This window comes from Pseudomonas sp. RIT357, assembly GCF_000632245.1.
Lineage (GTDB): Bacteria > Pseudomonadota > Gammaproteobacteria > Pseudomonadales > Pseudomonadaceae > Aquipseudomonas > Aquipseudomonas sivasensis.
Genome location: NZ_JFYX01000034.1, coordinates 99,027 through 124,595 on the forward strand (window position 1 = coordinate 99,027; position 25,569 = coordinate 124,595).

Annotated in this window: 24 protein-coding genes; 14 read left to right on the forward strand and 10 right to left on the reverse strand. The window is 61.2% G+C overall.

The features are described 5' to 3' along the window. The first annotated feature begins 11 nt into the window (after positions 1-11). The gene (locus tag BW43_RS09345; RefSeq protein WP_032888675.1) at positions 12-374 is read left to right on the forward strand and encodes a 5-carboxymethyl-2-hydroxymuconate Delta-isomerase; all 363 of its coding nucleotides are present in this window, start codon (positions 12-14) and stop codon (positions 372-374) included. Positions 375-377: 3 nt separating this feature from the next. On the opposite strand, the gene BW43_RS09340 is transcribed toward BW43_RS09345, so the two are convergent. The 4 genes from BW43_RS09340 to BW43_RS09325 form a co-directional block, all read right to left on the reverse strand. Further along, complete coding sequence (locus tag BW43_RS09340; protein WP_032888678.1) at positions 378-1,313, reverse strand: LysR family transcriptional regulator; 936 nt, start codon at positions 1,311-1,313, stop codon at positions 378-380. Positions 1,314-1,450: 137 nt separating this feature from the next. Further along, positions 1,451-2,638, reverse strand: coding sequence for a CynX/NimT family MFS transporter (locus tag BW43_RS09335; protein ID WP_032888680.1), 1,188 nt, complete (start codon positions 2,636-2,638; stop codon positions 1,451-1,453). A gap of 237 nt (positions 2,639-2,875) precedes the next feature. Continuing rightward, the gene (locus BW43_RS09330) at positions 2,876-4,318 is read right to left on the reverse strand and encodes an aldehyde dehydrogenase family protein (protein ID WP_032888683.1); all 1,443 of its coding nucleotides are present in this window, start codon (positions 4,316-4,318) and stop codon (positions 2,876-2,878) included. Beyond that, the gene (locus BW43_RS09325; RefSeq protein ID WP_032888684.1) at positions 4,315-5,940 is read right to left on the reverse strand and encodes a 5-guanidino-2-oxopentanoate decarboxylase; all 1,626 of its coding nucleotides are present in this window, start codon (positions 5,938-5,940) and stop codon (positions 4,315-4,317) included. Before BW43_RS09325 ends, BW43_RS09330 begins: the two co-directional genes overlap by 4 nt. A gap of 110 nt (positions 5,941-6,050) precedes the next feature. Here BW43_RS09325 and BW43_RS09320 point away from each other — a divergent pair, with 110 nt between their 5' ends. After that, positions 6,051-6,929, forward strand: a complete 879-nt coding sequence (locus tag BW43_RS09320; RefSeq protein ID WP_032888687.1) for a LysR substrate-binding domain-containing protein — start codon at positions 6,051-6,053, stop codon at positions 6,927-6,929. Between the two features lie 40 nt (positions 6,930-6,969). On the opposite strand, the gene BW43_RS09315 is transcribed toward BW43_RS09320, so the two are convergent. Next, positions 6,970-7,584, reverse strand: coding sequence for an NAD(P)-dependent oxidoreductase (locus BW43_RS09315; protein ID WP_032888690.1), 615 nt, complete (start codon positions 7,582-7,584; stop codon positions 6,970-6,972). Between the two features lie 34 nt (positions 7,585-7,618). Next, a complete protein-coding gene (locus BW43_RS09310; protein WP_032888692.1) occupies positions 7,619-8,485 on the reverse strand; it encodes an MBL fold metallo-hydrolase in 867 nt (288 codons plus the stop codon). Between the two features lie 107 nt (positions 8,486-8,592). Here BW43_RS09310 and BW43_RS09305 point away from each other — a divergent pair, with 107 nt between their 5' ends. Together BW43_RS09305 and BW43_RS29015 are read left to right on the forward strand one after the other, a co-directional pair. Continuing rightward, a complete protein-coding gene (locus tag BW43_RS09305) occupies positions 8,593-9,498 on the forward strand; it encodes a LysR family transcriptional regulator (protein WP_032888694.1) in 906 nt (301 codons plus the stop codon). A 100-nt stretch (positions 9,499-9,598) separates the two neighbouring features. Then, positions 9,599-9,775 carry a hypothetical protein gene (locus tag BW43_RS29015; protein ID WP_163033154.1) on the forward strand — a complete coding sequence of 59 codons (177 nt, stop codon included), beginning with the start codon at positions 9,599-9,601 and terminating at the stop codon, positions 9,773-9,775. On the opposite strand, the gene BW43_RS09300 is transcribed toward BW43_RS29015, so the two are convergent. Further along, positions 9,768-10,646 (reverse strand): helix-turn-helix domain-containing protein, encoded by an 879-nt coding sequence (locus BW43_RS09300; protein WP_032888697.1) that lies wholly within the window; start codon positions 10,644-10,646, stop codon positions 9,768-9,770. The two genes, BW43_RS29015 and BW43_RS09300, sit on opposite strands and share 8 nt — an antisense overlap. Positions 10,647-10,835: 189 nt before the next feature. On the opposite strand from BW43_RS09300, the gene pobA reads away from it, so the two are divergent. Together pobA and BW43_RS09290 are read left to right on the forward strand one after the other, a co-directional pair. Beyond that, the gene (pobA, locus tag BW43_RS09295; protein WP_177326451.1) at positions 10,836-12,020 is read left to right on the forward strand and encodes a 4-hydroxybenzoate 3-monooxygenase; all 1,185 of its coding nucleotides are present in this window, start codon (positions 10,836-10,838) and stop codon (positions 12,018-12,020) included. 66 nt (positions 12,021-12,086) lie between these two features. Beyond that, positions 12,087-13,604 carry an MDR family MFS transporter gene (locus BW43_RS09290; protein ID WP_050442851.1) on the forward strand — a complete coding sequence of 506 codons (1,518 nt, stop codon included), beginning with the start codon at positions 12,087-12,089 and terminating at the stop codon, positions 13,602-13,604. A gap of 70 nt (positions 13,605-13,674) precedes the next feature. Here BW43_RS09290 and BW43_RS09285 read toward each other — a convergent pair whose 3' ends face one another. Further along, positions 13,675-14,514 (reverse strand): cache domain-containing protein, encoded by an 840-nt coding sequence (locus BW43_RS09285; RefSeq protein WP_032888706.1) that lies wholly within the window; start codon positions 14,512-14,514, stop codon positions 13,675-13,677. Positions 14,515-14,563: 49 nt separating this feature from the next. Further along, a complete protein-coding gene (locus tag BW43_RS09280) occupies positions 14,564-15,337 on the reverse strand; it encodes a transporter substrate-binding domain-containing protein (RefSeq protein ID WP_032888708.1) in 774 nt (257 codons plus the stop codon). A gap of 367 nt (positions 15,338-15,704) precedes the next feature. On the opposite strand from BW43_RS09280, the gene BW43_RS09275 reads away from it, so the two are divergent. The 6 genes from BW43_RS09275 (at position 15,705) to BW43_RS09250 (ending at position 23,039) form a co-directional block, all read left to right on the forward strand. Further along, positions 15,705-17,075 carry a glutamine synthetase family protein gene (locus tag BW43_RS09275; protein ID WP_032888711.1) on the forward strand — a complete coding sequence of 457 codons (1,371 nt, stop codon included), beginning with the start codon at positions 15,705-15,707 and terminating at the stop codon, positions 17,073-17,075. Between the two features lie 101 nt (positions 17,076-17,176). Then, a complete protein-coding gene (locus tag BW43_RS09270) occupies positions 17,177-17,776 on the forward strand; it encodes a class I SAM-dependent methyltransferase (RefSeq protein WP_032888714.1) in 600 nt (199 codons plus the stop codon). A 122-nt stretch (positions 17,777-17,898) separates the two neighbouring features. Next, on the forward strand, positions 17,899-19,032 hold the full coding sequence (rnd, locus tag BW43_RS09265) for a ribonuclease D (RefSeq protein ID WP_032888717.1): 1,134 nt from the start codon (positions 17,899-17,901) through the stop codon (positions 19,030-19,032). Continuing rightward, a complete protein-coding gene (locus BW43_RS09260; protein WP_032888718.1) occupies positions 19,029-19,322 on the forward strand; it encodes a YcgL domain-containing protein in 294 nt (97 codons plus the stop codon). Before rnd ends, BW43_RS09260 begins: the two co-directional genes overlap by 4 nt. 107 nt (positions 19,323-19,429) lie before the next feature. After that, positions 19,430-20,362, forward strand: a complete 933-nt coding sequence (locus BW43_RS09255) for a D-2-hydroxyacid dehydrogenase (protein ID WP_032888721.1) — start codon at positions 19,430-19,432, stop codon at positions 20,360-20,362. Positions 20,363-20,504: 142 nt separating this feature from the next. After that, positions 20,505-23,039 carry a hypothetical protein gene (locus BW43_RS09250; RefSeq protein ID WP_155989977.1) on the forward strand — a complete coding sequence of 845 codons (2,535 nt, stop codon included), beginning with the start codon at positions 20,505-20,507 and terminating at the stop codon, positions 23,037-23,039. A 46-nt stretch (positions 23,040-23,085) separates the two neighbouring features. Here the strand turns inward: BW43_RS09250 and BW43_RS09245 are convergent, their stop codons facing one another. Then, entirely contained in the window at positions 23,086-23,670 is a 585-nt protein-coding gene (locus tag BW43_RS09245; protein ID WP_032888724.1) for a nitroreductase family protein, read from the reverse strand. A gap of 153 nt (positions 23,671-23,823) precedes the next feature. On the opposite strand from BW43_RS09245, the gene BW43_RS09240 reads away from it, so the two are divergent. Both BW43_RS09240 and BW43_RS09235 read left to right on the forward strand, forming a co-directional pair. Then, positions 23,824-24,273, forward strand: coding sequence for a YcgN family cysteine cluster protein (locus BW43_RS09240; protein WP_003172524.1), 450 nt, complete (start codon positions 23,824-23,826; stop codon positions 24,271-24,273). A 13-nt stretch (positions 24,274-24,286) separates the two neighbouring features. Continuing rightward, positions 24,287-25,507, forward strand: coding sequence for a hypothetical protein (locus BW43_RS09235; RefSeq protein ID WP_032888727.1), 1,221 nt, complete (start codon positions 24,287-24,289; stop codon positions 25,505-25,507). The last annotated feature ends 62 nt before the right edge of the window (positions 25,508-25,569 follow it).

Below are 25,569 nucleotides of genomic sequence, written 5' to 3' on the forward strand. Positions count from 1 at the left end.
CGGAGCAACCCATGCCGCATCTGCACCTGGAATACACCGCCAACCTGACAGACCTGACCGTCGATAAAACCCTGTTGCGGCTCAACAATGTGCTAATGGCGTCCGGGCAATTCGGCTCCGAGTTCGATATCAAAAGCCGTGCGGTGAAGCTTGAGCATTTTCAGGTAGGTACCTCCCTCAATCCGCGCGGATTTATTGCGGTGAAGCTGTCATTGCTCAGCGGGCGTTCGCCGCAGGTCAAGCAGCAGCTGTCGGAAAGCCTGCTGGCGGTGTTGCAGGACCTTAGCCCGTGGCCCGAAGGCGTGCAGGTACAACTGAGCGTTGAACTGCGCGACATGGACCGCGATGCCTATAGCAAAGTCGCTATCGGCTAAGGCTTACAACAAGCCCTGATCGGCACATACCTTCACCACCTGCTCGCGAAACCAGGTATTGGCACTGTCCTGTTCACTGGTTTCGTTCCACTGCATATCAAGGGTGAACCCCGGCAATCCGTTGGGCGCCTCGCAATGGCCGAACACCGGCTCCGGCGCCAGTAGCTTTTGCACGCGGCGGGGCAGGGTGAGGATAAAGTCGGTGCCGGTGATCATCTTCAATGCCGCGCTGTAGCTGTTGGCACGGGCGACCACCTGGCGCTTGTGGGCCTGGCGCGCCAGCCAGCCGTCGATCATGTTGGTGTCGGAGGTCCACGGCGTGGGGAATACATGTCGCCGTTCGACGAAGGATTGCAGGCTGAATGCTGGCTCCCTGGGCGCTGAGCGTTTATCGAAGACACACACCAAATCGTCCTCCAGCAGCATCTGGGTCTTGAAGTCTTTGTGGGCGCGATGAAAATGCGGGCCGAAGCAGATCACCAAGTCCAGACGGCCTTCGCGCAGGTCATCGGCGGGGATGTCGGTTTCCAGCTTCTGCACATTGACGATCACCGGCAAGTCGGCCTGGTCGAAGGTTTTCAGCAGGCGCGGCAGGATCAACTGTTCGAAGTATTCCGGTGCACATACGTTGAAGGTCACGGCTTTTTGCGTGGGGTCGAAGGCCTGGCCACCGGCGTGGCACAGGTTGATGCTTTCGAGGATCTTCTGCACATGGCCGTACATGGTGGTGGCCTTGTACGTAGGACGCATGCCCGCTCGGGTGTTGATAAACAGCTCGTCTTCAAAGCTGGTGCGCAGCTTCTTCAGGCTGTAGCTCACGGTGGACTGGCTGACGAACAGCGTTTCGGACACCTCGGTAACGCTGCTCTGGTCGTAGACGGCGATAAACACCATCAAGTCCTGCATATCGAGTTTTCTGAGCAAGTTACTGTTTAACATCGGTTTCGTCCGTAAACCCTTTGTACCGAACTCAGTACAAGACAGCCCAAAAGCTTAACGGAACGTACGTACCAATAGAAAGCTCTGTAGGGCGTTTCTATGTTTGCAGTGGGACAAATACTGTTTGCAACACGACCTCAGCGGATATGTTGCGCGTAATGCCTCGGGTTGAAGCGCGTGACGATCAGCAACATCAATACGATCACCGCCGTCAGCGACCACCAGGCCCATTCGAAACTGCCCAGTTGGTCACGGATCATCCCGGCGATCAGCGGCGACAGGCCGGCAATCAGGTAGCCGATGCCTTGCACAAAGGCAGTGAGGCCACCGGCACGGCGCGGGTTGTCCAAGTGATCGAGGGACAGGATCAGGCTCATGGGGAACAGGCCGCCGATGCCCAGGCCGAGCAGGCACGGCCACAGCAAACTGAGGGATTGCGGGCTGAGGATCAGGCCGCAGAAACCGATGATGATCAGCACCAGCAGCACGGCTACCACGCCGCGTTTGTCCTGGCGGCGGTTGGCGATGGCGGGTGTGATCAGGCCAGACACGACTTCCATGGCGGTCAGAAAGCCCAGCAGCAGGCCGGCGTCCTGCTCGCTCCAGCCTTGCTCCACGTAGTACGGCGCCAGCCACGCGAGTACACATGTGTAGGACGCAGTGCCCAAACCAAAAAAGATCGCCAGCAACCAGGCGCGGCGATTGCCGAAAAATGATTCCTGCGGGCCGGAACCGGCCTCGGGTAATGGCGGCATTACCGAACGCTGGGCGTACCAGAACACCAAGGCGAGCAACGCCAGCACAGCCCAGATCGCCAGGCCGATACGCCAACTGCCGGTGTGCGTTTGCACGAAGGGCGAGAGCGAAGCCGCCAGCGCCGCGCCACCCATGATGGCGGTGACGTACAGGCCCATGAACAGTGAAACGTTATCGCTGAAGCGCGACTTGATCAGCGCCGGCATCAACGCCTGGATCATCGCAATACCGATCCCCGCCGCAATCGCGCTGACGATCAGCTCCAGCGCCGAATCCAGGAACAACCGCGACAGCGTCGCCACGCCGATCACCAGCAGCGACAGGACAATGCTGCGGTGCTCACCAAAACGCTTGGCCAGGCCCATGCCAAAGAACATCGCCATGCCCATGGTCATGACCGGCAACATGGTCAGCAACGCCGCGCTGCTGAAACTCAACGGCACATCGCCACGAATCGAAGACAACAACGGCCCCACGGCAGCCATCGACGGGCGCAGGTTAAGGGCGACCAGCACCACGCTGATCATCAGCCAAACGGCAGTGGTGGGTTTTGCGTGAACGTTTTCCATGGGCCTGCCTTGAGTGAACAAGGGTGAATCAGGCCACGTATGGGGCAGGGGGGCAAATGAGAAAGTCGCAGGCACTATCTAAAAATTGCAGTTCCCACAAACACCGCAAATCAAGATGTGGGAGGGGGCTTGCCCCCGATAGCCGTGTTTCAGTCTAAGCATCTGTAACTGATCCACCGCTATCGGGGGCAAGCTCCCTCCCACATGGGTCCACCTTCTACAGCAGGGGCTGCAGTGTCAGTTAGACCGAATGACGTGCTTTATCTCCTGAAACGCCGCTAACCCCCAAGGCCCCAGCTCGCGTCCGATGCTGCTCTGCTTGTAACCCCCCCACGCCGTCTGCGGGAAGATCACCTGCGGCGCGTTGATCCATACCAGTCCGGCCTGCAGGGCATTTGCTACTCGCTCGGCGCTCTCGACATCGGCGCCCACCACACTGGCCACCAGGCCGAAATCGCTGTCGTTGGCCAGGCCAATCGCCTCATCTTCAGTTGCGAAACTTCGTACACACAGCACCGGGCCGAAGATTTCCTCGTTCCATAACGCACTGTCCAACGGCACAGCGGTAAACACCGTCGGGCGGATGAAATAACCCCTGGCCAGATCCGCCGGACGTTCACCGCCACACAGCAACCGCGCGCCGTCCTCGATGCCTCGCTGGATATGCCCCACTACCCGCTGATACTGCGCACGGTTGATCAGCGCGCCCATTTCCACGTCCTCGGCAAACGGGTCAGCCACGCGAACCCCTTCAGCCCGCGCCCGCAAGCGTTGCAGGAATTCGTCCGCCAAGGTGTCGGCCACCAGCACGCGGCTGGTGGCAGAACACATCTGCCCGGCGTTGAAAAATCCACCGCCGCAGGCCAGTTCCACGGCCAAGTCGAGGTCAGCATCTGCCAGCACCAGCAACGAAGATTTGCCGCCCAGTTCCAGACTGACGCCCTTGATGGTTTCGGCGGCGCGTTGCATCACCTGCACGCCCACCGCATTACTGCCAGTAAAGGAGATTTTCGCCACACGACGGTCCGCTGCCAGCGGTGCACCGACCGCCAGGCCCGTGCCGCAGACCAGGTTGAACACGCCTGCGGGCAGCCCGGATTCGGCGATAATTCGCGCCAATTGCAGCTCTGCCAGGGGCGTGACTTCCGACGGCTTGAGCACCACGCAGCAACCGGAGGCGAGGGCGGGGGCGAGTTTCCAGGCGGTGGTCACCATGGGGAAATTCCACGGCACGATCAGCCCCACCACGCCACACGGCTCGCGGCGCAGACGAGCGCTGAACTCATCGCTGGGCAGTGCCACCGGCCGGTCTTGTCCGGCGTCCAGGTCCTCGGCAACACCTGCGTAGTACTCGAAGGTGGCGATCACGTCGTCCACATCGATGCCCGCCTCAAACAGCGGTTTGCCGTTGTTGCTCGACTGCAGGTGCATTAAGGCTTCGCGCTGTTCGCGTACTCCTTGGGCGATTTTGCGTAATAGGGCGCCGCGCTCACGGCCGGTGCTTTTTGACCAGCCGGCAAACGCCCGACTGGCGGCATCCACTGCCTGGGTCACGGCAGCCATGTCCCCTACGCTGACCTGGGCCAAGCGGGATTCGGTCGCCGGGTTGATCACCTCCAGCACGTCGTGGCCAGCACGCCATTCGCCGTCGATATACACACCGTTCAATACTGCGTTCATACCGCGACCTCCTTCATCCAAAGCTCTTGGTCAATTTCAATCAGCGTCGGCCCCTGTCGATCAGAGGCGGCCAGCAATGCGTTGCGTAACGGCTCGATGCCCTCGATGCGTTCAGCCGCGCAGCCCAGCGCCTTGGCCACGCCGACAAAATCCGGTGTGTAGATGTCCACGCCGACCGGTTCGATGGCGCGGTTGACCATGTATTTCTTGATCTCCTCGTAGCCCTGGTTATTCCACAGCAACACGATGATCGGCGTTCGTGCCTCCACCGCGCTGGCCAGTTCCGGCAGGCTGAATTGCAGTCCGCCGTCACCGATCAGGCACACCACCGGTTGCCCATCGCCGCGCCCCAGCCAGGCGCCTATCGCGGCGGGCAAGGCGTAACCCAAGGTGCCGTAGCCGGTAGAGGAGTTGAACCAGCGGCGTGGGTGGTCGAGGTTGAGGGTGAGGTTGCCGCTGTACACCGGTTGGGTGGAGTCGCCCACCATGACGGCGCCGGGCAACGTCTCCAGGATCGTACTGAGGAACAGGGTTTGCGCACGGGTGGCGGCGTCCCAGGATGGGGCCAATTCAGCCCACAAACGCGCGACGCGTTGGCTGCCCCAGTCGGTGTTGCGCAGGGGTAACTCCTTGCTGTCCAACTCGGCCAGCACGGCTTCGGTGGCGATCTGCGCATCGGCTACTAAGGCGACGTGAGGTGTGTAGTTGCGCACGGTCTGGTCCGGGTCGATGTCGATGCGCAGCAGTGCGCCGGGAATTTCAAACCCGCCCGCGAAGGTCACGTCGTAATCGGTTTCCGCAAGCTCTGTGCCGATGGCCAGCACCACATCGGCTTCGGCGACTAATGCGCGGGTGGCGACCAAGGTCTGGGTGGAGCCGATCAGCAACGGGTGCGCGGCGGGCAGCATGCCTTTGGCGTTGATGGTCAGCGCCACTGGCGCACCGAGGGTTTCGGCGAGGCGGGTCAGCGCGGGCGCGGCATCGATGGCGCCGCCGCCGGCGAGAATCAACGGGCGCTTGGCGCACGCCAGCAACTGAGTCATCTGCTTGATCGCCGAGGGTGCGGCACCGGCGCGCGTGACGCTGATCGGCTTGCTGCCCAGCAGTGCGTCGGCGTTTTCCACCAGCACATCCAGCGGGATCTCGATATGCACCGGCCGCGGACGGCCGGCCTGGAACAGTGCAAATGCCCGTGCCAGCACCGCGGGCAACTCCGCCGCCGACATCAAGGTGTGGGAGAACGCCGCCACGCCCGCGATCATCGCGCTCTGGTTCGGCAGCTCATGCAACTTGCCGCGCCCGCCGCCCAACTGGCTGCGTGATTGCACGCTGGAGATCACCAACATCGGGATCGAGTCGGCATAGGCCTGGCCCATGGCCGTGGTGATGTTGGTCATGCCTGGGCCGGTGATGATGAAACACACGCCGGGCTTGCCGCTGGTGCGTGCATAACCGTCCGCCATAAACCCGGCCCCTTGCTCGTGGCGCGGGGTGACGTGACGGATGCTGGAACGGGCCAGGCCGCGGTACAACTCCACGGTGTGCACGCCGGGGATGCCAAACACCTGTTCAACGCCATAGCCTTCCAGGAGCTTCACCAACACTTCGCCGCAGGTCGCCATACAAGTCGCTCTTGTTATTGATTCGAGGCGGTATTGGAACGGCTGGCCCGTAGCGGCAACAATCGATAAAAAGTCATACTAGCCATGTCCTCACGTCATGGCTGAGCCCGATGAAACGTCTTCCTCCACTGCCCGCGCTGCACACTTTCTGGGTCACGGCCCAGTGTTGCAACTTCACCCGCGCCGCCGAGCAACTGCACATCACTCAGGGTGCGGTCAGCCGGCAGATTGCCGGGTTGGAAAGCCACTTGGGTTACGCGCTGTTCCAACGCCAGGCACGGGGCTTGAGCCTGACCGAAGAGGGGCGCGAGTGGTCAGTGCGTGCGCAGCAGGTATTTGGTTTGCTCGGTGATGCGGTGGAGCAGATCGGCAGTCGCCGCCAGACCCTGCAACTCAAGGCCTCCACCTGTGTGATGCGCTGGTTGCTGCCGCGCTTGATGCAGTGGCAAAAGGAGCGCCCGGACGTGCCGGTGGAACTCACCACCACAGTGGCTTACACCGTGGACTTTCGCCGCGAGCAGTTTGACGCAGCGGTGATCTACGCACCCATCGCCGAACAATCAGCCGAGGCGCGGCATTTGTTCGATGAGCAACTTACGCCCGTTTGCGCGCCGGGGTTATCGGATGGCTTGCACACGCCGCAAGACTTGCAGCACCAGGTGCTGCTGCATCCCACGCGGGATGAACGGGACTGGGCGTTATGGTTGAAGGCTGCTAACACGCGCTTGAGCAATTTGAGCCAGGGCCATCATTTCGAAACGCTGGACTTGGCGATGACGGTGGCCTCCCAGGGTTCCGGGGTGGCGATAGGCGACAGTGCGTTGATTGGCGAGGATGTGAAGGCGGGGCGGTTGGTGATGCCGTATGAACTGCGGGTACAGACGGGGATGGGGTATTACCTGGTGTATCCGCCGGGGACGACGCCGTCGACCGGGCTCGAAGCTCTGATGGATTGGTTAGTCAGCCAGGCACAATCTCCAGAACACTGAAGGGCAAATGTGGGAGGGAGCAAGCCCCCTCCCACAAATGTCAGTAACCGACGGTGAAACGCTGGCGCGAGTGCTTCGGTGTTTCCACTTCGTCAATCATCGCGATGGCATAGTCGGCAAAGCTGATCGAGCTTGTACCTTCGCTGCTCACCAGCAAATCATCCTGGCCCAGGCGGAATTTACCGGTGCGCTCGGTGCCATCGAACAGAGCCGATGGCGACAGGAAAGTCCAATCCAGTTCTTGTTCCTGACGCAGGGTCTCAAGGAATTCAGCTCCTGCGCTGGCCTCTGCCTTGTACTCAGCAGGGAAACCTTCGCTGTCGATCACGCGACCGCCACCCGGCAGCAACAGCGAACCCGCACCGCCCACCACCAGCAAGCGTTTGACACCGGCCTTTTTCACCGGCCCGATCACGGCGCTGGCGGGCAGGGTGGCGAAGTGCGCGGCACTGATCACCACGTCGTTGCCGCTGATGGCCTGTTGCAGGGCATCGGCGTCCAACGCGTCCACTTGTTTGACAGTGACGTTCGGGCGCTCTGCCAGTTTGTCGGTGTTACGCGCGATGGCGGTCACGCTGTGCCCACGACGCAACGCTTCTTCCAGCAATTGGCTGCCGGCACGGCCCGTAGCCCCAATGATTGCGATCTTGCTCATGACGTTCTCCTGTACGGTTAAGGTTTGAGAGTTTTCACCACTTCATTTCGCCCTTGGCGACTTTTGCGCTCAGTTCCAGGGAGCTTTCGTCCGCCAGGGTGGGGTAACGCTTTTTCATGGCCGCGATGAGGGCGGCGGAGTCTTTGGCCTTGGAGGTTTCTACGTCGAAGGCCTTGATGTAGTCGGCAGTAAAGGTGACCGACGCCACGGACGGCGTACCCAGGTAGTGACCCGGAATCACGGTACGCGGTTTCAGGTTTTCGATGCGTTGCAGGGTGGCCAGCCAGTCTTTGTGGGATTGCGCGCCCTGGGTATCTGCCATCCACACATGGATGTTTTGGGCAACCACGACGCCACCGACCACCGCCTTGATCGACGGGATCCACACAAAGCTGCGATCCGGCTGCGGGCCGTCCAGGCCGATAACGTCCAACTGTTTCCCTTCAAGGGTCAGGCTATTGCCTTGCAGCACCTGTGGCACGATGGTTTTAGCCGGTTTGTCGGCGCCCATTTTCGGGCCCCAGAACTCAAGTTTGCCGGCCACGGTGGCGTTGATGTGGTCGACCACCGGTTGCGGAGCCAGCACCTTGGCGTCCGGGAACGCGGCCGTCAGGGTGTCGAGGCCAAAGTAGTAATCCGGATCGCCATGGCTGATGTAAATGGTGGTCAGGTGTTTGCCGCTGGCGCGGATCTTTTGCACCAGTTGCTCGGCCTGGCCCTTGCCGAATTGCGCGTCCACCAGGATCGCGTCTTTGGCGCCGCTGACCAGCACCGAGGTCACCGGGAAGATCGCCGCTTCGCCAGGGTTGTACACGTCGAGGGTCAAGTCGGCCGCCGAGGCATGGGCCGCAAAGGCCAGGGCGGCGGTGGCTAGGGTCATGCGCTTGAGGGTTGAAAGCATTGGGCAGCTCCAGCAATCGGTTCAAAGGATGCACAGAGCTTAGTTGCACTAAACGAGACTAAAAATGCGATGCTGGAACATAGTTTGTTTCTGAAATCGGGCAAATCATGGATCGTCTTCAAGCAATGCGCGTGTTTGTCACCGTGGTGGACCTGGGCAGCCAGTCCGCCGCCGCGGACCATCTGGACCTGTCGCGGCCGGTCGTATCGCGTTACCTCGCCGAGTTGGAAGACTGGGTCGGCGCGCGCCTGCTGCACCGCACCACGCGCAAACTTAGTCTTACGGCGGCGGGCGGTGAGACCTTGCCGCGCTGCCGCCAATTGCTGGAGTTGTGCGGCGACATGCAGGCCGCCGTCAGTGAGCCCGATGACGCGCCCCGTGGCCTGCTGCGCCTGAGTGTCAGCACCTCGTTTGGCCAGGCGCAATTGGCCGAGGCGATTGCCGAGTACGTCAAACGCTACCCTTTGGTCACGGTCGACCTGCAAATGCTCGATCGCACGGTGAATCTGGTGGACGAGCGCATCGACCTGGCCATCCGCACCAGCAATGACCTGGACCCGAACCTGATCGCACGGCGCCTGACCGTCTGTCGCTCGGTGGTCTGCGCCACCCCCGCGTATCTGCGCGAGCATCCGGCCCCACAAAAAGTCGAAGACCTGGCCCGGCACAACTGCCTGACCCACTCGTACTTCGGCAAAAGCCTGTGGCATTTCGAAGAAAGTGGCGAGCACGTGTCGGTGCCGGTGCACGGCAATATCACCGCCAACGAGGCGAGCACGCTGCTACGCCTGACGCTGGCCGGCGCTGGGGTGGCGATGTTGCCCAGCTACCAGGCCGGCGATCACATCCGACGTGGTGAACTGGTGCGCCTGCTACCCCACGCCGAACCCCGGCAGATGAACATCTACGCGGTCTACGCCTCACGCAAACACATGCCGTCGGCGTTGCGCAGCCTGCTGGATTTTCTGGTGGTGAGGTTCCCCGAAGAGCCGGCGTGGGACATCGGTCTCTGAGGCGACATAACCCTGTTGAATGTCGTCCAATAATGGCAACTCGCCCTGACTGGCCTATGCTTTAAACAGCGTCATGTAGATCCGTCCAGAGGTCTCTGTCATGAGCATAAAAACCAGAAAGTACCTGATGATTTTCACTCTCTGCGCCTTGGCCAGCGCACTGTACGGGACTGCCGCCTACCGTGTGGAGCAGACCCGTATGCAGCCGACCTTTGCGATCAGCTGCAACCAGGACCAATGTGTCCCCCACACCGGCAGTTTCAGTGCGCTCAGGTAGTTGTCGATTCGGCCTTGAGTTGCTCGCGAAACGCCTTGGGTGAGAATCCGACCCGGCGGCGAAACAGCCGGGAAAAGTTAGTCGGGTCGGAAAACCCCAACACTTCCGACATTTCATTGATGGTCATGCTGGTGTAAGTCAGCAGGCGCTTGGCTTCCAGCAACTGGCGGTCATGCATGATCTGCAGGGCGGGCTGGCCACCGAGTTCCCGACATGTCCCATTCAGATGTGAGACCGAGATACCCAGCTTGTGGGCCAGATCCTCAATCTTTGGGTGCTCACGGTAGTGCTGTTCGACCAATTGGGTAAACCGCCGGAAATACTCGCGGCCTCTTGGCGCACGCGGATGGCAACGCTGGATGGCCTGACGGCTGATCCACACCAGCAGCACGCTGACCAAGGCGTGCATCATCATGTCCCGGGCCGGTTGCTCTTCTGCATATTCGTCCTGCAGGCGGGCGAATTGGCTATTGAGGTAGTCACTGTCCTTGCCCGCCGGGTAACTGCCCAGGGTCTGCAAACCGCCGGCCGTTGCACCCAGTTGGGCCTGCAAGTGGCTCACGAGTGGCGCCGAGAGTGTCACTACATAACCTTCGACATCTTCGGCAAAGCGAAACCCATGCACGCACAACGGCGGCAATATCTGCAGCGTGGCTTCGTTGAGCGTGGTGCGCTGACCTTCTATTTCCAGTTGAGCCTGGCCTTTGTGCACGTACAACAACTGGCACAGATCCGCGTGCCGGTGGGGCTGGATTTCCCACTGGTATTCCCGGCTGCGGCGGGAAATGGTTTCGCAGTGCAACAAATCGGGGGTCGGCCATTGCTGGTTTTCCCCGTAAAGCTTGAAGACCGGAATCGCGGTGTTGGTCATGGTTTCAATCCGATACTCAGGACGGTTGTGCGGTAATCGCCCAAATTGGCAAAAAGCGCAGGGTTTGTCGCAGTTTTCACCTTCTTATGCCAAGCACTCAAGTGAAAAATGTCAGCCACAAGACCAATGACAACTCTTTCACTCAATCCGTTCGAGTGGAACTTGCGGGCCATAAAAATAATGAAAACGCTGAAAACCCAAGTCGCCATTATCGGCGCCGGTCCTTCCGGACTGTTGCTCGGCCAACTGCTGCATAACGCCGGCATCGAGACCTTTATTCTAGAGCGCCAGAGCGCTGACTACGTGCAAGGCCGCATCCGCGCCGGGGTGCTGGAGCAAGGCATGGTCGACCTGCTGCGCCAAGCCGGCGTTAGCCAACGCATGGATGCCGAAGGCCTGGTACATGATGGCTTCGAGCTCGCGCTCGACGGACATCTCACCCATATCGACCTCAAGGCGCTGACCGGCGGCCAATCGGTGATGATCTACGGCCAGACCGAAGTCACCCGCGACCTGATGGCCGCCCGCGCGGCTGCCGGCGCGGTTACGCTCTACGACGCGCGTGACGTGCAGCCCCATGATCTCAAAAGTGATCGACCCTGGCTGACCTTCGAACACCAGGGCGAGGCGTTCCGTCTGGAATGCGACTACATCGCCGGTTGTGATGGCTTCCACGGCGTGGCGCGTCAGTCGATCCCCGCTGAATCACTGAAAATCTTCGAGCGCGTGTACCCCTTTGGTTGGCTGGGCATTCTCGCCGACACCCCGCCGGTGCACGACGAACTCGTGTACGCCAAACACCCCCGTGGCTTTGCCCTGTGCAGCATGCGATCGCCGACCCGCAGCCGCTATTACCTGCAAGTGCCGGCTGAAGAACCGTTGGATGAATGGTCGGACGCACGCTTTTGGGCTGAGCTGAAAACCCGCCTGCCCAGCAGCCTGGCCGAGCAGTTGGTCACCGGGCCGTCGATTGAAAAGAGCATCGCGCCGTTGCGCAGTTTTGTGGTTGAACCGATGCAGTACGGGCGCCTGTTCCTGCTGGGTGACGCTGCGCATATCGTGCCGCCCACCGGCGCCAAGGGCCTGAACCTGGCGGCCAGTGATGTGAGTGCGCTATTTAGGATCATGCTCAAGGTGTATCGCGAGGGGCGCGTGGATTTGTTGGAGCGCTATTCCGCCATCTGCCTGCGCCGGGTGTGGAAGGCCGAACGGTTTTCCTGGTGGATGACCTCGATGCTGCATCAATTCCCGGAGGCGGACGGCTTCAGCCAGCGCATTGCCCAGAGCGAACTGGAGTACTTCATCCACTCCGAAGCCGGGCGCAAAACCATCGCGGAAAATTACGTCGGGCTTCCTTACGAGGCTATCGAATAGCCTGCTATCGTATTGAGCATTGCCGTGGGCCGACTTTTCCCACGGGCCTTGCTTGAAGGTTCTGTCGTGACTCAGCTCAATCAGCCCGCGCCACCGCTGCCCGCGGTGCGCAGTATTCTCGCCTCGTTGATGATGGCGATCTTCCTCGGCGCACTGGACCAGACCATTGTCGCCGTGTCCATGCCCGCTATTTCCGCGCGGTTCCACGATGTCAACCTGCTGGCCTGGGTGATCTCCGGCTACATGGTGGCAATGACAGTGGCGGTGCCGATCTACGGCAAGCTCGGCGACCTGTATGGGCGCCGGCCGATGATGCTGATCGGCATGGGCTTGTTCACCGTGGCGTCGCTGTTTTGCGGCATGGCGCAAAGCATGGAGCAGTTGGTGCTGGCACGGGTGCTCCAGGGGATTGGCGCTGGCGGCATGATCTCGGTGAGCCAAGCGATCATCGGCGACATTATTCCGCCCCGTGAACGTGGGCGTTATCAAGGCTATTTCAGCAGCATGTACGCAGTGGCCAGCGTGGCCGGTCCGGTGTTGGGCGGCTACATGACCGAGTACCTGTCGTGGCGTTGGGTATTCCTGATCAACCTGCCGCTGGGCGCCGGTGCCTGGTACGTGGCCCATCGCACCCTGGTGGGGCTGCCTGTGCCGCAGCGCAAGCCGATCATCGATTACCTCGGCACCGTGTTGATGATCGTTGGCCTGACCGCCCTGTTGCTGGGTATCACCGAAATTGGTCAGGGTCATCATTGGCGTGACAGTGGGGTGCTGGGGCTGCTGGCCTGCGCGCTGGTGGCATTGACGTTGTTCGTGTGGCACGAGCGCCGTGCGCGGGAGCCGTTGCTGCCGATGCACTTGTTCGCCAACCGCAGCGCGGTGCTGTGTTGGTGCACGGTGTTCTTCACCAGCTTCCAGGCGATTTCCCTGACGGTGCTGATGCCCCTGCGCTTTCAGACCGTGACCGGAGGCGGGGCCGACAGTGCCGCTTTGCACTTGTTGCCCCTGGCCATCGGCTTGCCCATTGGCGCGTATTCCGCAGGGCGCATGACCTCGGTGACCGGGCGTTATAAACCGATGATCCTTGGCGGCGCACTGTTAAGCCCGCTGGCGATCCTGGGCATGGCCTTCAGCGCGCCCCAGGACGTAGTGCTTACCGGCGTGTTCATGTTGTTGTGCGGGATCGCCGGCGGGATGCAATTCCCTACCTCCCTGGTGGGCTCGCAAAACTCGGTGGAACAGCGCGACATTGGCGTCGCCACCAGCACCACCAACCTGTTCCGTTCCCTTGGTGGTGCGGTGGGCGTGGCGTGCATGTCGGCGCTGCTGCTGGCGTTGTTGCAGGATTCGAGCTTCGCTCACTTGGCCAGCGGTTCGCTGGTGGCCGAGGGCAGCTCCGGCAATGTGCTGTTGGATGGCCTGAACGCCGCTCCAGGCCCGGCGCAAGATGCACTGCGCGGGGAGCTGGCGGTGACGTTCCGACATTTGTTGATGGTGAGTGCGGCGGTCTCGTTGCTGGGGTTGGCGGCGGCAATTGCGATGCCGAACCGAGTGCTGCGCGGTCGGGAAGACAAAGCTAAGTAACTGACTCGATAGCGATCAAAATGTGGGAGTCCCACCGCCCCTCCCACAATTGACTGCATTTCAGTCCAGATCACGGGCTGTAGTAACCCACCGCAACCATGAAATGCCCGGCCTTGCGCACATAGGCATGCTTGTTCTCAATCTTGTCGGTCACCGGGTTTTTCCAGCGGTACTTGTATTCCCCCTGGTCCTGCTCCGCCATCAACTTGAGGATCGGCTCGCCCACCGGCTTGCCGTCCGGGTCCTTGATCTTGCTGAAGTCAGTGTTGACCAGCCGCAGGTTGGTGCCGTGCGCCACGTAACGTTGGGTGTTCAGGTCCACCACAAACACGTAGAGGTCATCCTGTAGGAAGCCGCCTTGCAATGAGTTGATGGCCTTGAGCGTACCGGGTTCATCCTTGAGCAGCGCGTTGACCGCTTTGTTGCGCAAGGCTCGCGCCTGTTCCGGCGTGGCTCGTGGAAGGTAGTAGCCCACGGCCAGGATGCGATCCCCCACCCGCTGATAAAACACATGTTTGCGCTCTACCTTGCCGTCGTTCCAGTTCTGCCAACGGTAATCGGCCTGCTGGATACCCTGGTCTTCAGGCACCTTGAGGGCATCCTTGAATGACTGGCTCAGGTCCGGCCCCAATACCTCGTTAACGTCCCGGCCGATCAACGCGGAGGAGGGGCCGCCACTGGCCAGTAGCACGCCCTTGGTATCGATCACGAACACATAACGGTCCTGGTCGATAAATTCCCCCTGGCGGCTGAACACGGCGAGGGCTTTGTCGCCATTGGTCTTGTAGTAAGCCAGGGCTTTTTCCAGCAGGGCCTTGGCCGCCTGGGCGTCCTCATCCTGAGTCGTTTCGGCGTGCACCTGGCTGAAACACAACAGCAGCAGCCAGGTGATGCGGAGCAATCCCTTCATGTTCCGTCCTCGTTCTTATTGGTGTGACAAGAGCGTAGTCGGCCTTAGCTCACGGCGCTGCCAACCATTGGTCGACAATGCCCTGGTACACACCGGTCGCGACACTCAGGTGCAACCACTGGTCGACATAGCTTTTCCAGGCCACATCATCGCGGGGCAGCAAAAAGGCCTTTTCGCTGTACTGCATTTGCCGCTCAGGGTTGACCGCGCACAGCCCGGGCTTCTGCTTCTGCTGGTAACGGGCTTCGCTGGCGTCGGTGATCATTACGTCCGCCTTGCCGGCGAGCAGTTCGTCGAAGATGGTCACGTTGTCGTGCAGGCGGATCTGCGCCTGGCCCAGATGGGCGCGGGCAAACACTTCATTGGTACCGCCCGCCGGTTCGATCACGCGCACCTGGGGCTGGTTGATCTGCTCGACGGTCTGGTAGCGCTGTACATCGGCGCAGCGCACCAGCGGGATCTTGCCGTCAACGCCGAGGGACTGGCTGAAAAAGGCTTTTTTCTGACGCTCCAGCGACACCGAAATACCGCCCACGGCGATATCGCAGCGTTGGGCGAGGAAGTCCGGCATCAGGGTTTTCCAGGTGGTGGGCACCCAGGTGATTTTCGCATTGAGGCTCTTGGCCAGGGACTCGGCCATGGCAATGTCGATGCCTTCATAAGTGCCATCTGCGCGCAGCTTGGTGTAGGGCGTGTAGTCGCCGGTCGTGCACACGCTGAGGGTGCCGCGCTGGAGCACGTCGTCGAGGCGTGACGGGGCAGTGTCGGCCAGGGCGCTGGTGGCCAGGCTCGCAAGTACACACAGGGCGAAGGGAGCTTTCATGCGGTCGAGTCCTTGGGGCATGGTCGGGGCGGTCATTATTTCCAGCGCGGGGCAGGGTGGCAAGGCGTGGCGAATGTTTAGCGTGGGTGTAACCAAACTCCGTCATCCCTGAATTTAATAGCGTATCCAGGCGTGTGAGGCTGCGGGCATCTTCATCACCGTGATTCTTCCATGGACGGTTCCGCCGCCACCCACCTCGCGACACTGCCGTCCATACTGGCGTTCTGGGCGCTGTTCCACTGTCGGCATGCGCGCCCGCCGGATGCCTTTCTCCTACGTTGATCTACCCCCATGGATGACGCGGCCCCCTGCGCATCTGCCCGGCAGCGCCTGTGCGCCTGCCTGACGAACACGTATGAGAAACCCAATGAGCGATTTCGCGCGCCTGCAAGAAGCCCAGTCCTTCCTTGAGCAACACCCGGACATCGAGATGTTCGAGCTGTTTATCCTCGACAACAATGGTGTACCTCGCGGCAAGTTGCTGCACCGCGATGAACTGCTGGCGGTGTATGAAAGCGGCCGGCCCCTGCCCAGTACGATCCTCGGCCTGACCATCAATGGCGACGACGTGGAGAACTCCGGTCTGGTGTGGGAGGTGGGAGATATCGACTGCCGCGCCTATCCGGTCAGTGGCAGCCTGCAACCTATGCCGTGGCGGTTGATCCCGACCGCAGCGGTGCAAGTCAGCATGCACCCCACCGAAGGTTTGCCCGCCACCGTGGCCGACCCTCGGCATGTGCTGGCGAAGGTCATCGACGGGCTTAAAGCCGATGGCTATTACCCGGTGATGGCCGCCGAACTGGAGTTCTACTTGCTGGACCAGAAGCCCGACAGCCACGGCCGCCCGCAACCGGCGCGGGATGTGGACGGTGGTCGCCCACGCTCGACCCAGGTCTACGGCCTGCGCGAACTGGAGCAGATCGAACCCTTCCTCGCCGACCTGTATAGCGCCTGCAAGCTCCAAGGCATCCCGGCGCGCACGGCGATCTCCGAATACGCTCCCGGCCAAGTGGAAATCACTCTGGAACACCGCGCCGACGCCCTGCAAGCCATGGATGAAGCGGTGCGCTACAAGCGTCTGGTCAAGGGCGTGGCACACAAACACGGGATGGCTGCCTGCTTCATGGCCAAGCCCTTCGACGACCTGGCGGGCACCGGCATGCACATGCACGTCAGCCTGGCGGATGCCCAAGGCAATAACCTGTTCGCCAACGAGGCTGCCGACGGCACGCCGCTGCTGCGCCAGGCCGTGGGTGGCATGCTCAGCACCTTGCTTGATTCGCTGCTGATGTTTTGCCCCAACGCCAACTCCTATCGCCGCTTCCAAACCAACAGCTATGCGCCCCTGGCCGCCACGTGGGGCGTGGACAACCGCACCGTCAGCCTGCGCGTGCCCGGTGGCCCGGCAAATTCCCGGCATATCGAACACCGCATCTGCGGCGCTGACGCCAACCCATACCTTGCCGCTGCCGCGATCTTGGCAGGTATTCATCGCGGGATCCGCGAACAGCGCGACCCGGGCGCACCAGTGGAAGGCAACGGCTACGCCCAGGCCACGGAATTTCTGCCCACCGACTGGCTCACCACCCTGCGCGCGCTGGAAGCTTCAAGCTGGGCGCGCGAGACGTTTGGCAGTGAGTTCCTGGGGGTGTACCTGGCGGTGAAGCGCGCTGAGTATCGGCAGTTCATGGGCGAGGTGGGCGAACAGGATTGGCGTTGGTATCTGCATCAAGCCTGAATGGATTGACGGGCGTGGAGGCTTCGACCTTTTTTTCACGTTGCGGTGGTTAAGCTGCGAATCAAGGTCGTTCACCACTGTTTAAATCCAATGAGCCCGTGATGTCGCCACAACCACCATCCTCCATCGAGATCGAATACGCAGAGCGCTGTGGCCTTGAACATGCCAAGGTCTGTGCGGACACGCGCCCACCCGGAATGCTGCGGCGCCTTGCGTCATGGCGCGACGAGTGGTTGGTTCGCCACGCACTCAAGGTTGCCGGCGAACCGGGGCTGATCCTCGACCTGGCCTGCGGCTCGGGACGGTTCTGGCCGGTATTGGCCGAGCATATCAACCGGGTGATCCTTGCCTCGGACAACTCCCAGGACATGCTCGATCACGCGCGCACCCACCATCCGGCGACGCTGCTAAAGCGGATCAAAACCTTTCAGGGTTCGGCGTTTTCCATCGGTTTGTCGGCGAATGCAGTGGACTGCATCTTTTGCCTGGAGTTATTTCGCCATGTGCCCAGCAGCGAAGGACGTCTGGCGTTGCTGCGGGAGTTTCACCGCGTCAGCCGCGATACGGTGATTGTCTCGGTCAATTCGCGAACGGCGGTAGACGACGAGTTTCGTCAGGCTGGCTTCAAGGTCCTGAACCAGCAGGAATTCATGCCAGGCTCCAGCCTGTGGCGCGTCTATGTGCTTCGTAAGAAAGGATAACTCTGGCCTGTAGGGCTATTCTTCATCCCCTGTCTGAGTTTTCATGGTTGCCAGTGCACTGCGGATGCTCGCTAGCCTCTTTCGCGATATATACTGCGCGCCATTCTTCAAGGGAGAGCCGTGTGGCCATCGATATTCACTGGATCTGCGACAACGATAGCCTCGGCCAGCATTGCGCCGAATGGCAGCAGTTGCCATTCGTCGCCCTCGACACCGAATTCATGCGGGTCGACACCTTTTATCCCATTGCCGGGCTGATCCAGATTGGTGATGGCGTACGCGCTTACCTGATCGATCCCCTGACCATCGACAACTGGAAACCCCTCGCCGAGCTGCTGGAAAACCCTGCCGTGATCAAGGTGGTGCACGCCTGCAGCGAAGACTTGGAAGTGTTGCTGCGCCTGACTGGCAGCCTGCCAGTGCCGTTGTTCGACACCCAATTGGCCGCCGCTTACCTGAATCTCGGTTTCTCCATGGGCTACTCGCGCCTGGTACAAGCCGTACTCGACATCGAGCTGCCCAAGGGCGAGACCCGCTCGGACTGGCTGCAGCGGCCGTTGTCCGAAACCCAGATCAGCTACGCCGCCGAAGACGCGGTACACCTGGCCGAGGTCTACATTCGCCTGCGGCCGCAGCTATCAGACGATAAATATGCCTGGGTGCTGGAAGATGGCGCCGAACTGGTGGCCAACCTGCGCCGGGAAGTCGACCCGTACGAGGTGTACCGCGACGCCAAGCTGGCGTGGAAACTGTCCCGCGCCCAACTCGCCGTACTGCGTGAACTGTGCGCCTGGCGCGAACAGCAAGCCCGCGCCCGTGACCTGCCGCGCAACCGCATCGTTCGTGAACACTCGTTGTGGCCCCTGGCCAAATCCCAGCCGGATAACCTCGCCGCCCTGGGCAAGATCGAAGACATGCACCCGCGCACCGTGCGTCAGGATGGCCAGTTCCTGCTGGACCTGATCAAACGTGCCGGCAGCGTGCCTGCGGACCAATGGCCGCCGGCTGTGGCTGAACCGCTGCCGGTGGATGCCGCCACGCTGATCAAGCAACTGCGCGCCCTGGGCCAGACATTCGCCGAACGCCTGGAAATGGCGCCGGAACTGATGCTGCGCAAGAAAACCCTCGAAGCCCTGGTTAAAAGTGGCTACCCCGATGGGCCTTATAAATTGCCAGACTCGCTGCGTGGCTGGCGCCGCGAGATGATGGGCCAGGCGCTGCTCGACAGCCTGGCCACTGCCGGAGAACAGCCTTGAAACGTATTTGCTCCATCTACCGCAGCTTGAAAAAAGACGGCATGTACCTCTACGTGCTCAAGAGCGATGCACTTGAGCGCGTGCCGGAGCCATTGATGGTCGCCTTCGGCAAGCCGCACCACGCCTTCGACATGGTGCTGACACCAGAGCGCAAGCTGTCGCGCGAAGACATCGTCGTGGTCTTGGAAAACCTCGATAAGCAGGGCTACCACCTGCAAATGCCGCCGGCCGAGGACGAGTACATCGAGCACTTGCCCGAAGAGCTGCTGCGTCGTAACGACCCGATGTAATCGGTCAGTGCCCGCTTGAGGGCACAGGTTTCAATGGAATCGTATTAGTGGGCGGTGGCCGTAAGGAAGCGGGCGGCCGTCTGCACTGTTTTTGAAAGGTTTGAACCATGCGTGTTCTGATTGCTGAACAGGATCACCCGCTCTACGCCCAACTGCTCAATGACGTGGCGCCGGACCTTGAGGTGCTCACCAGTGGCGACTCGGCCGAACTGTCTCGTCTGGCCGCCGATTGCCCGGTCTGGCTTGGCCAACCGGACCTGCTGGCCACTCTGTTGCGCCAGGGCCACCAACCACAATGGCTGCAATCGACTTGGGCCGGTATCACGCCCCTGCTGGCCGAAGGCTTGCCCCGCGACTATCGCTTGACCCGCGCCGTCGGTATTTTTGGCCAGGTCATGGCCGAGTTTGTCCTCACTTATATGCTCGGCCACGAACGCGAAGTACTGGCGCGGTTGGTCAGCCAGGTCGAGCGCAAGTGGGACAGCCGCACCGGCCAGAGCCTGGCGGGGCGCAAGGTGTTGATTGTGGGCACCGGCGATATTGGCCAGAGTGTGGCTGAGTTTCTGGTGCCGTTTGGCGTCAAGCTGTATGGCATTGCCAGTACTGAGCGTGAACAGGCCCCGTTTATCGAAGTGGCCGGGCTTGATCAGATCGGGCGTCTGGTCGGTGAGGTGGACTACGTGATCAACCTGCTGCCCAACACGCCGAACACCCATGACCTGTACGACGCCGCGCTGTTCAAGCAATTCAAGCCGACGGGCTTGTTTATCAATGTCGGCCGTGGTGTGGCGGTGGTGGATGCTGATCTGGTCGAAGCCCTGAAGGAAGGGCACCTGGCCGGCGCAGTGATCGACGTATGTCGCCAGGAGCCACTGCCGCAGCGTCATCCATTCTGGACCGCCTGGGGGTTGCTGTTGACCGGGCACAGTTCCGCACCCACGTCGCCGCCTATGATGGTGGAGTTGTTCTTGGAAAATATCCGCGCGTATAAGGCCAAGCAGGCATTACGCGGAGAAGTGGATTTCGAGCGCGGGTACTGACGTCACCGCGCCGCTCGCTGGGCCTACATAAAACCTGACAGTCAGGATGGAACCGCATTGACGGCGCGTTCCACCCAAGGGCCGCAAAGGGCGCAAGGTCGCGCCTTTAACGGACTCCTTTTGGCTAAGGACAGGTATTTCCATGACGCCCCTTATTTCCCCCGCTGTTCAGCCGCGCCCGATGGCGCCCGCCCACCACAACGACGTAACCCGCACCCCCGACCGCGAGCCTGACCCGTCGCGTCCGGTCGATGTCCCTGCACCGCTTGAAGACTTGTCCGGCTTTGACCTGACGCGTAGCGACCACTGGGGGCAGCCGCCCTCGGTCGTCATCCAACGATTGGCCAGCCATTTATTCGAAAAAGGCGGTGCCAGCGTTCAAGCAGCCCACCAGGCCGCGTATCGCTTACTGATCAATTCCGCACCTGAATATTTGGTCAAGGACATTCCCGCCAGCGTGACCTGCGCCAGTGTGCTCTGGGCTCAGTTGGCGATGGCTGTGGGCAGGATCGAAGCTCACGCGCCAGGCCGCACGCTCGGTATGGGGTATGCCGAAATTTTGCTGAACGCCGAATCGCTCACCCTTGACGCTGCCACTCGCCAGCGCATCGATGGGCAGGCCCTGACGGAGTGGGGCGTGGCCAACGGTGTGCTGACCCGCACCGATGAGATGCCATCGGCCAGTGCAATGGAGCGCCTGAGGGCGGCCTACAACGAACAGCTCAGCGCGCTGAAAAGCACCAGCGCCCTCCTGCAAACGCCAATCCCCAGCCGCAGAGCCATGGCGCTGGCCCTGCTTGAGCGGGCGTTTCCTGACGTCGACCCGAGCCTCTTCGAAGTCAGGCATTTTCAAAAGGCCAGGCTCACCAAAGGGCGCCCAGGCATCCATCCCGGCTCACGCTCTATGCTGGATATCGTCATGCACGGCGGCCCATTGGCGACCGATGAGCATTGGGTGAGCAATAACAAACGCCTGCCCATTGACCGTTTTTGCAGCCTTTACCAACAAGGCAAGCTGGAGGTCGCCAGCGCATTCACGAAGGCCTACGACCAGGCGATCAGCGCCCATCAAACCGGGCAACAGAGTCGCGTGCGGCAGATGATCGCCACGTTGCCCCTGGAGGACCGCAATAACCTGGAGTTCGGCAAGCTCGAATTCTTCCACACCAACCAGTACACAATCGCCAAAGACCTGTTTACTCCGCCGGCGCTGCACGTGCGCGGCCATACGCTGGAGGTGAAGGCGACTCGAAACGGCGAGGTCAATCTCTATACCCTCGACACGCGAAACGGCACCGTTGAGAAAGAAAACTTTCTATTGCGCCGACGTACTCCGCCTTACACCGCTGCGAATATGGAATCGCGCGAGGCGAATATTCTTTCTAGAACCGTTCAGTTTGAGCCCGGCAGCGATTTCCCGGCGCAACCCCAAGGCACCCAAGCCTCTGACAGTCTCAACTCGCAGCGCAGCCATGCCATTGCTGATGTGTTCGTCAAATCCCTCGACCTGAACAACGACGATCTGATGAACGAGGCCCGGGGCCTGACGTCCTTTGATCGGGACAGCGCCCGCAATGAAGCCATTGGCGAATTCTTCCTGAACCTGATCCCCTTGCGCTCGGCTATCGTCAACTTCCAAAACGGCAACATTGGGCAGGGCGTGTTCGACCTGGGCCTGGATGCGGTTGGCCTGGTTACGTTGGGCGCCGGCAAAGCCGTGCAGGCGGGTAAGGTGCTGGGCGGCGCCTTGACCACTGCGCGCCAGGCGGCCAAGGCGGTGAGGTTTGTTGGCGCAACGGCGGTGGAGGCCTTCAACCCCTTGAGCGGCGTCGGCGATCTGCTGGTGAGCGGCGGCAGGTGGGTGACCAGGGGCAGTGCTTCTGCTGGTGAGCTGAGCAACGGGCTGTTTCGTCATTACAGGGCACCGGAGTCGAGCCTCGCCGGGCTCTCGCGCAATAATCAGGGCGTGTACGTTGCTGCCGACGGCCATCGCTCGTATGTGCGCCATCTCGACGCGTCCGGCCAGGCTGGCGTTTATGAGGTCCGGCAGGTGTCCCGCGGCGCGGACGGCAGCGTGCAGGCGCGGGTGTACCACAACAACCGGCAAACTCCGTTGTTACTCGAACATGTGCAGGGTGACCAATGGCGGCGACTGGGTGCGCGGGGCGGCCAGCCGGTTGCGGTCAAAGCCGATCTCGGCCCCGAAATCGGCCGTGGGGGCGAAGGCGTGGTGTATACAAGCCTCGACGGTAAGAGTGTTTATAAAGATTTGGGGCCGACCCGCTTGACCTCGGTAGAGGGCTACGTCGACATGGAAGTGGTCAATTTGAACAAGTACTACGGAGAGGGCTTTGCCGAGGTATTGATCGAGGACGGCCGCAAATACATAAAGATGGGCAAAATTGACGGGGTTGATCTTGCCCATGTCGAAAAAGGCAGCCTGCCCGCCGAAGCTCGTTCGTTACTCGACGACGCGGTAGCGCAAATGGAGGCCAGGGATATTTTTCATAACGACCCGCAGTTGAGTAACTTCATGTACTCAAAAACAGACAACAAGCTCTATCCCATCGACATGAACGGTATGCCCGCCGAGTTCATGGTGCCGGCGGTCAAGAACGTGTATGACCGGCAAATCACGCAGCTGCGCTCGGCGTTCAGCGAACTGATCGCCCGGTAGTCCTCAAGAGACACCCTGCCGCGTTCAGGCGGCAGGGTGCTGGCTGTCAGAGGCCGAAATCACCTTCGGACACCAGCTCGCTCAGCGGCTTGCGCGGGCTCGGCACTTCACGCCCTTGCAGGTACTCCGGCAGGGTCGACTTGTCTCCCAGCTTGCCAACGGCCACGGCCGCGTGCAGCGCGTAACCTTCCGGAATCTTCAACTCCTTGCGCGTCAGCTCCTGATCGAAACCGGCCATGCCGTGGGTGTGCCAGCCGCTGAGGCTGGCTTGCAACGCCAGGTGGCCCCAGGCCGAGCCGGTGTCGAAGGTGTGCCACAGCGCCGGGGTTTCTTCGGTGGCACCGGGAGCGACGAAGTCGGTTTTCGAGGCGATGATCACCAGGGCCGAGGCATGCTGCGCCCAGCCGCGGTTGAATTCATTGAGCAGGCCCAGGAAACGTTCCCAGTCCGGCGTGTCGCGGCGCGCGTAGAGAAACCGCCACGGCTGCGAGTTGTAGGCCGACGGCGCCCAGCGTGCGGCTTCGAAGAAACTCAGCAGCGTCTCTTTCGAGATGCTCTCGCCAGTGAAGGCGCGGGGCGACCAGCGGTCGGTGAACTGGGTGTGGATCGGATAGTCGGCAACACGTGTCATGAGCAGGTCCTGATCGTCAATTCGGCGCTCAAAGCTACTGCGCGCCCGCTAGACTGACAAGTGTTGTAACACCGCCAGTCGTAAGCGCTTGGTTCCAAGGGGCTTGGGCACTAGACTGGCGGCCTTTTCACCTACCGATACTGATGCAGAGCCATGGCCGCCAAAGTCGAACCTTTCTGGATACGCAAAACCCTTGAACACCTCGACCAGGAGGAGTGGGAGTCATTGTGCGACGGCTGTGGCCTGTGCTGCCTGCAAAAGCTTGAGGACGAAGACGACAACAGCGTCTATTACACCCGTATCGCCTGCAAACTGCTGGACCTGAAAACCTGCCAGTGCACCGACTACCCCAACCGCCGCGCCTCGGTGCCCGACTGCATCCAGCTCACCCCAGGCCAGGCCGATCAGTTCAAATGGCTGCCGCCCACCTGCGGCTACCGCCTGGTCAGCGAGCGCAAGGATTTACCGCTGTGGCACCACCTGGTCTGTGGCGACCGCGACGCCGTGCACCACGAACGCATTTCCCAGTCTGGACGCATGCTCAGCGAAGGCAGCGTGCCTGAAGACGACTGGGAGGATTACCTGATCTTCCGCGCAGGCTGAAAAAGGAGTGTGTATGAAGGTGGGAACCCAGCTGGCGGCATGCCTGGTGCTGCTGGCGCTGAGCATGCCTGCGTGGTGCGCCAGGAAAGTCGACCTGGATTATCACGTTAAATTGCTGCCCCAGAGCGATCAGGCTGAAGTACGCCTGAGCCTGTCACAAGGCTCGGCCGTGCGCAGCCTGGACTTTGACCTGGGCCCGGCAGGCAGTTACAGCGACTTCAAGGCCGACGGCCAGTGGAAGGTCAGTGGCCAGCGGGGCGTGTGGCAGCCCAGCGCCGACAAGGCCAGTCTGACCTACCGCGTGCACCTCACCCAGGCGCGCAAGCCGGGTAGCTATGAAGCACGTATGACTGCGAGTTGGGCGCTGTTTCGCGGCGAAGACCTGGTGCCGACCGCGCGGCTCGACCAGCAGGACGGCGTCGAGTTGGTCTCGCGCCTGCTGTTCGAATTACCTGCGGGCTGGAAAAGCGTCGAAACCGCTTGGCCCCGTATCGGCAAGAATAAATTTCGCATCGACAACGTTTCCCGCCTGTTCGACCGGCCCACCGGCTGGATGCTCGCGGGCACGCTTGGCAGTCGCCGCGTGCGCCTGGGCGAAACCGAAGTCACCGTGGCGTCGCCCAAGGGTCAGGCCATGCGCCGCATGGACGTGCTGACGTTGCTGACCTTTGTCTGGCCCCAGGTCGAAGCCGCGTTCCCGCGTCATCCGGCCAAGCTGTTGGTGGTGGGCGCCAGTGATCCGATGCGCCGTGGCGTGTTCTCGGCGCATGACTCGATCTACCTCAACAGCCGCACACCGCTGGTCAGCGAAAACGGCAGCAGCCCGTTGATTCGTGAAGTAGTGCAGGCGATTGGACGTTTCAACGATCACGACACCAGTGACTGGATCAGCGAAGGGCTTGGGGAGTATTACGCCATCGAACTGGTGCGCCGTGCCGGTGGGATCACCGATGAGCGGTATCAGGCGATACAGGCGCGGTTGAGCAAGGAGGGCAAAGATGTCACGACGCTACGCGGCGAGCATGTCAGTGGTGCAACCGTGTCGCGGGCAGTGGTGATATTGCAGGAGCTGGACAGCGAGATTCGGGTGAAAACCCATAATAAACGCTCGCTGGATGACCTCGCGCAAGCGGTGATGCGGGCGAACAGCATTACGACGGCGGAGTTCGTGCAGCTGGCTGAGAGCATTATTGGCGAGTCGTCGGTGGTGCTGGATACCAAGCTACTGCGCTGATTTTCAACCTCTGCATCAATCAACATGTGGGAGGGGGCTTGCTCCCGATAGCGCTGATTCAG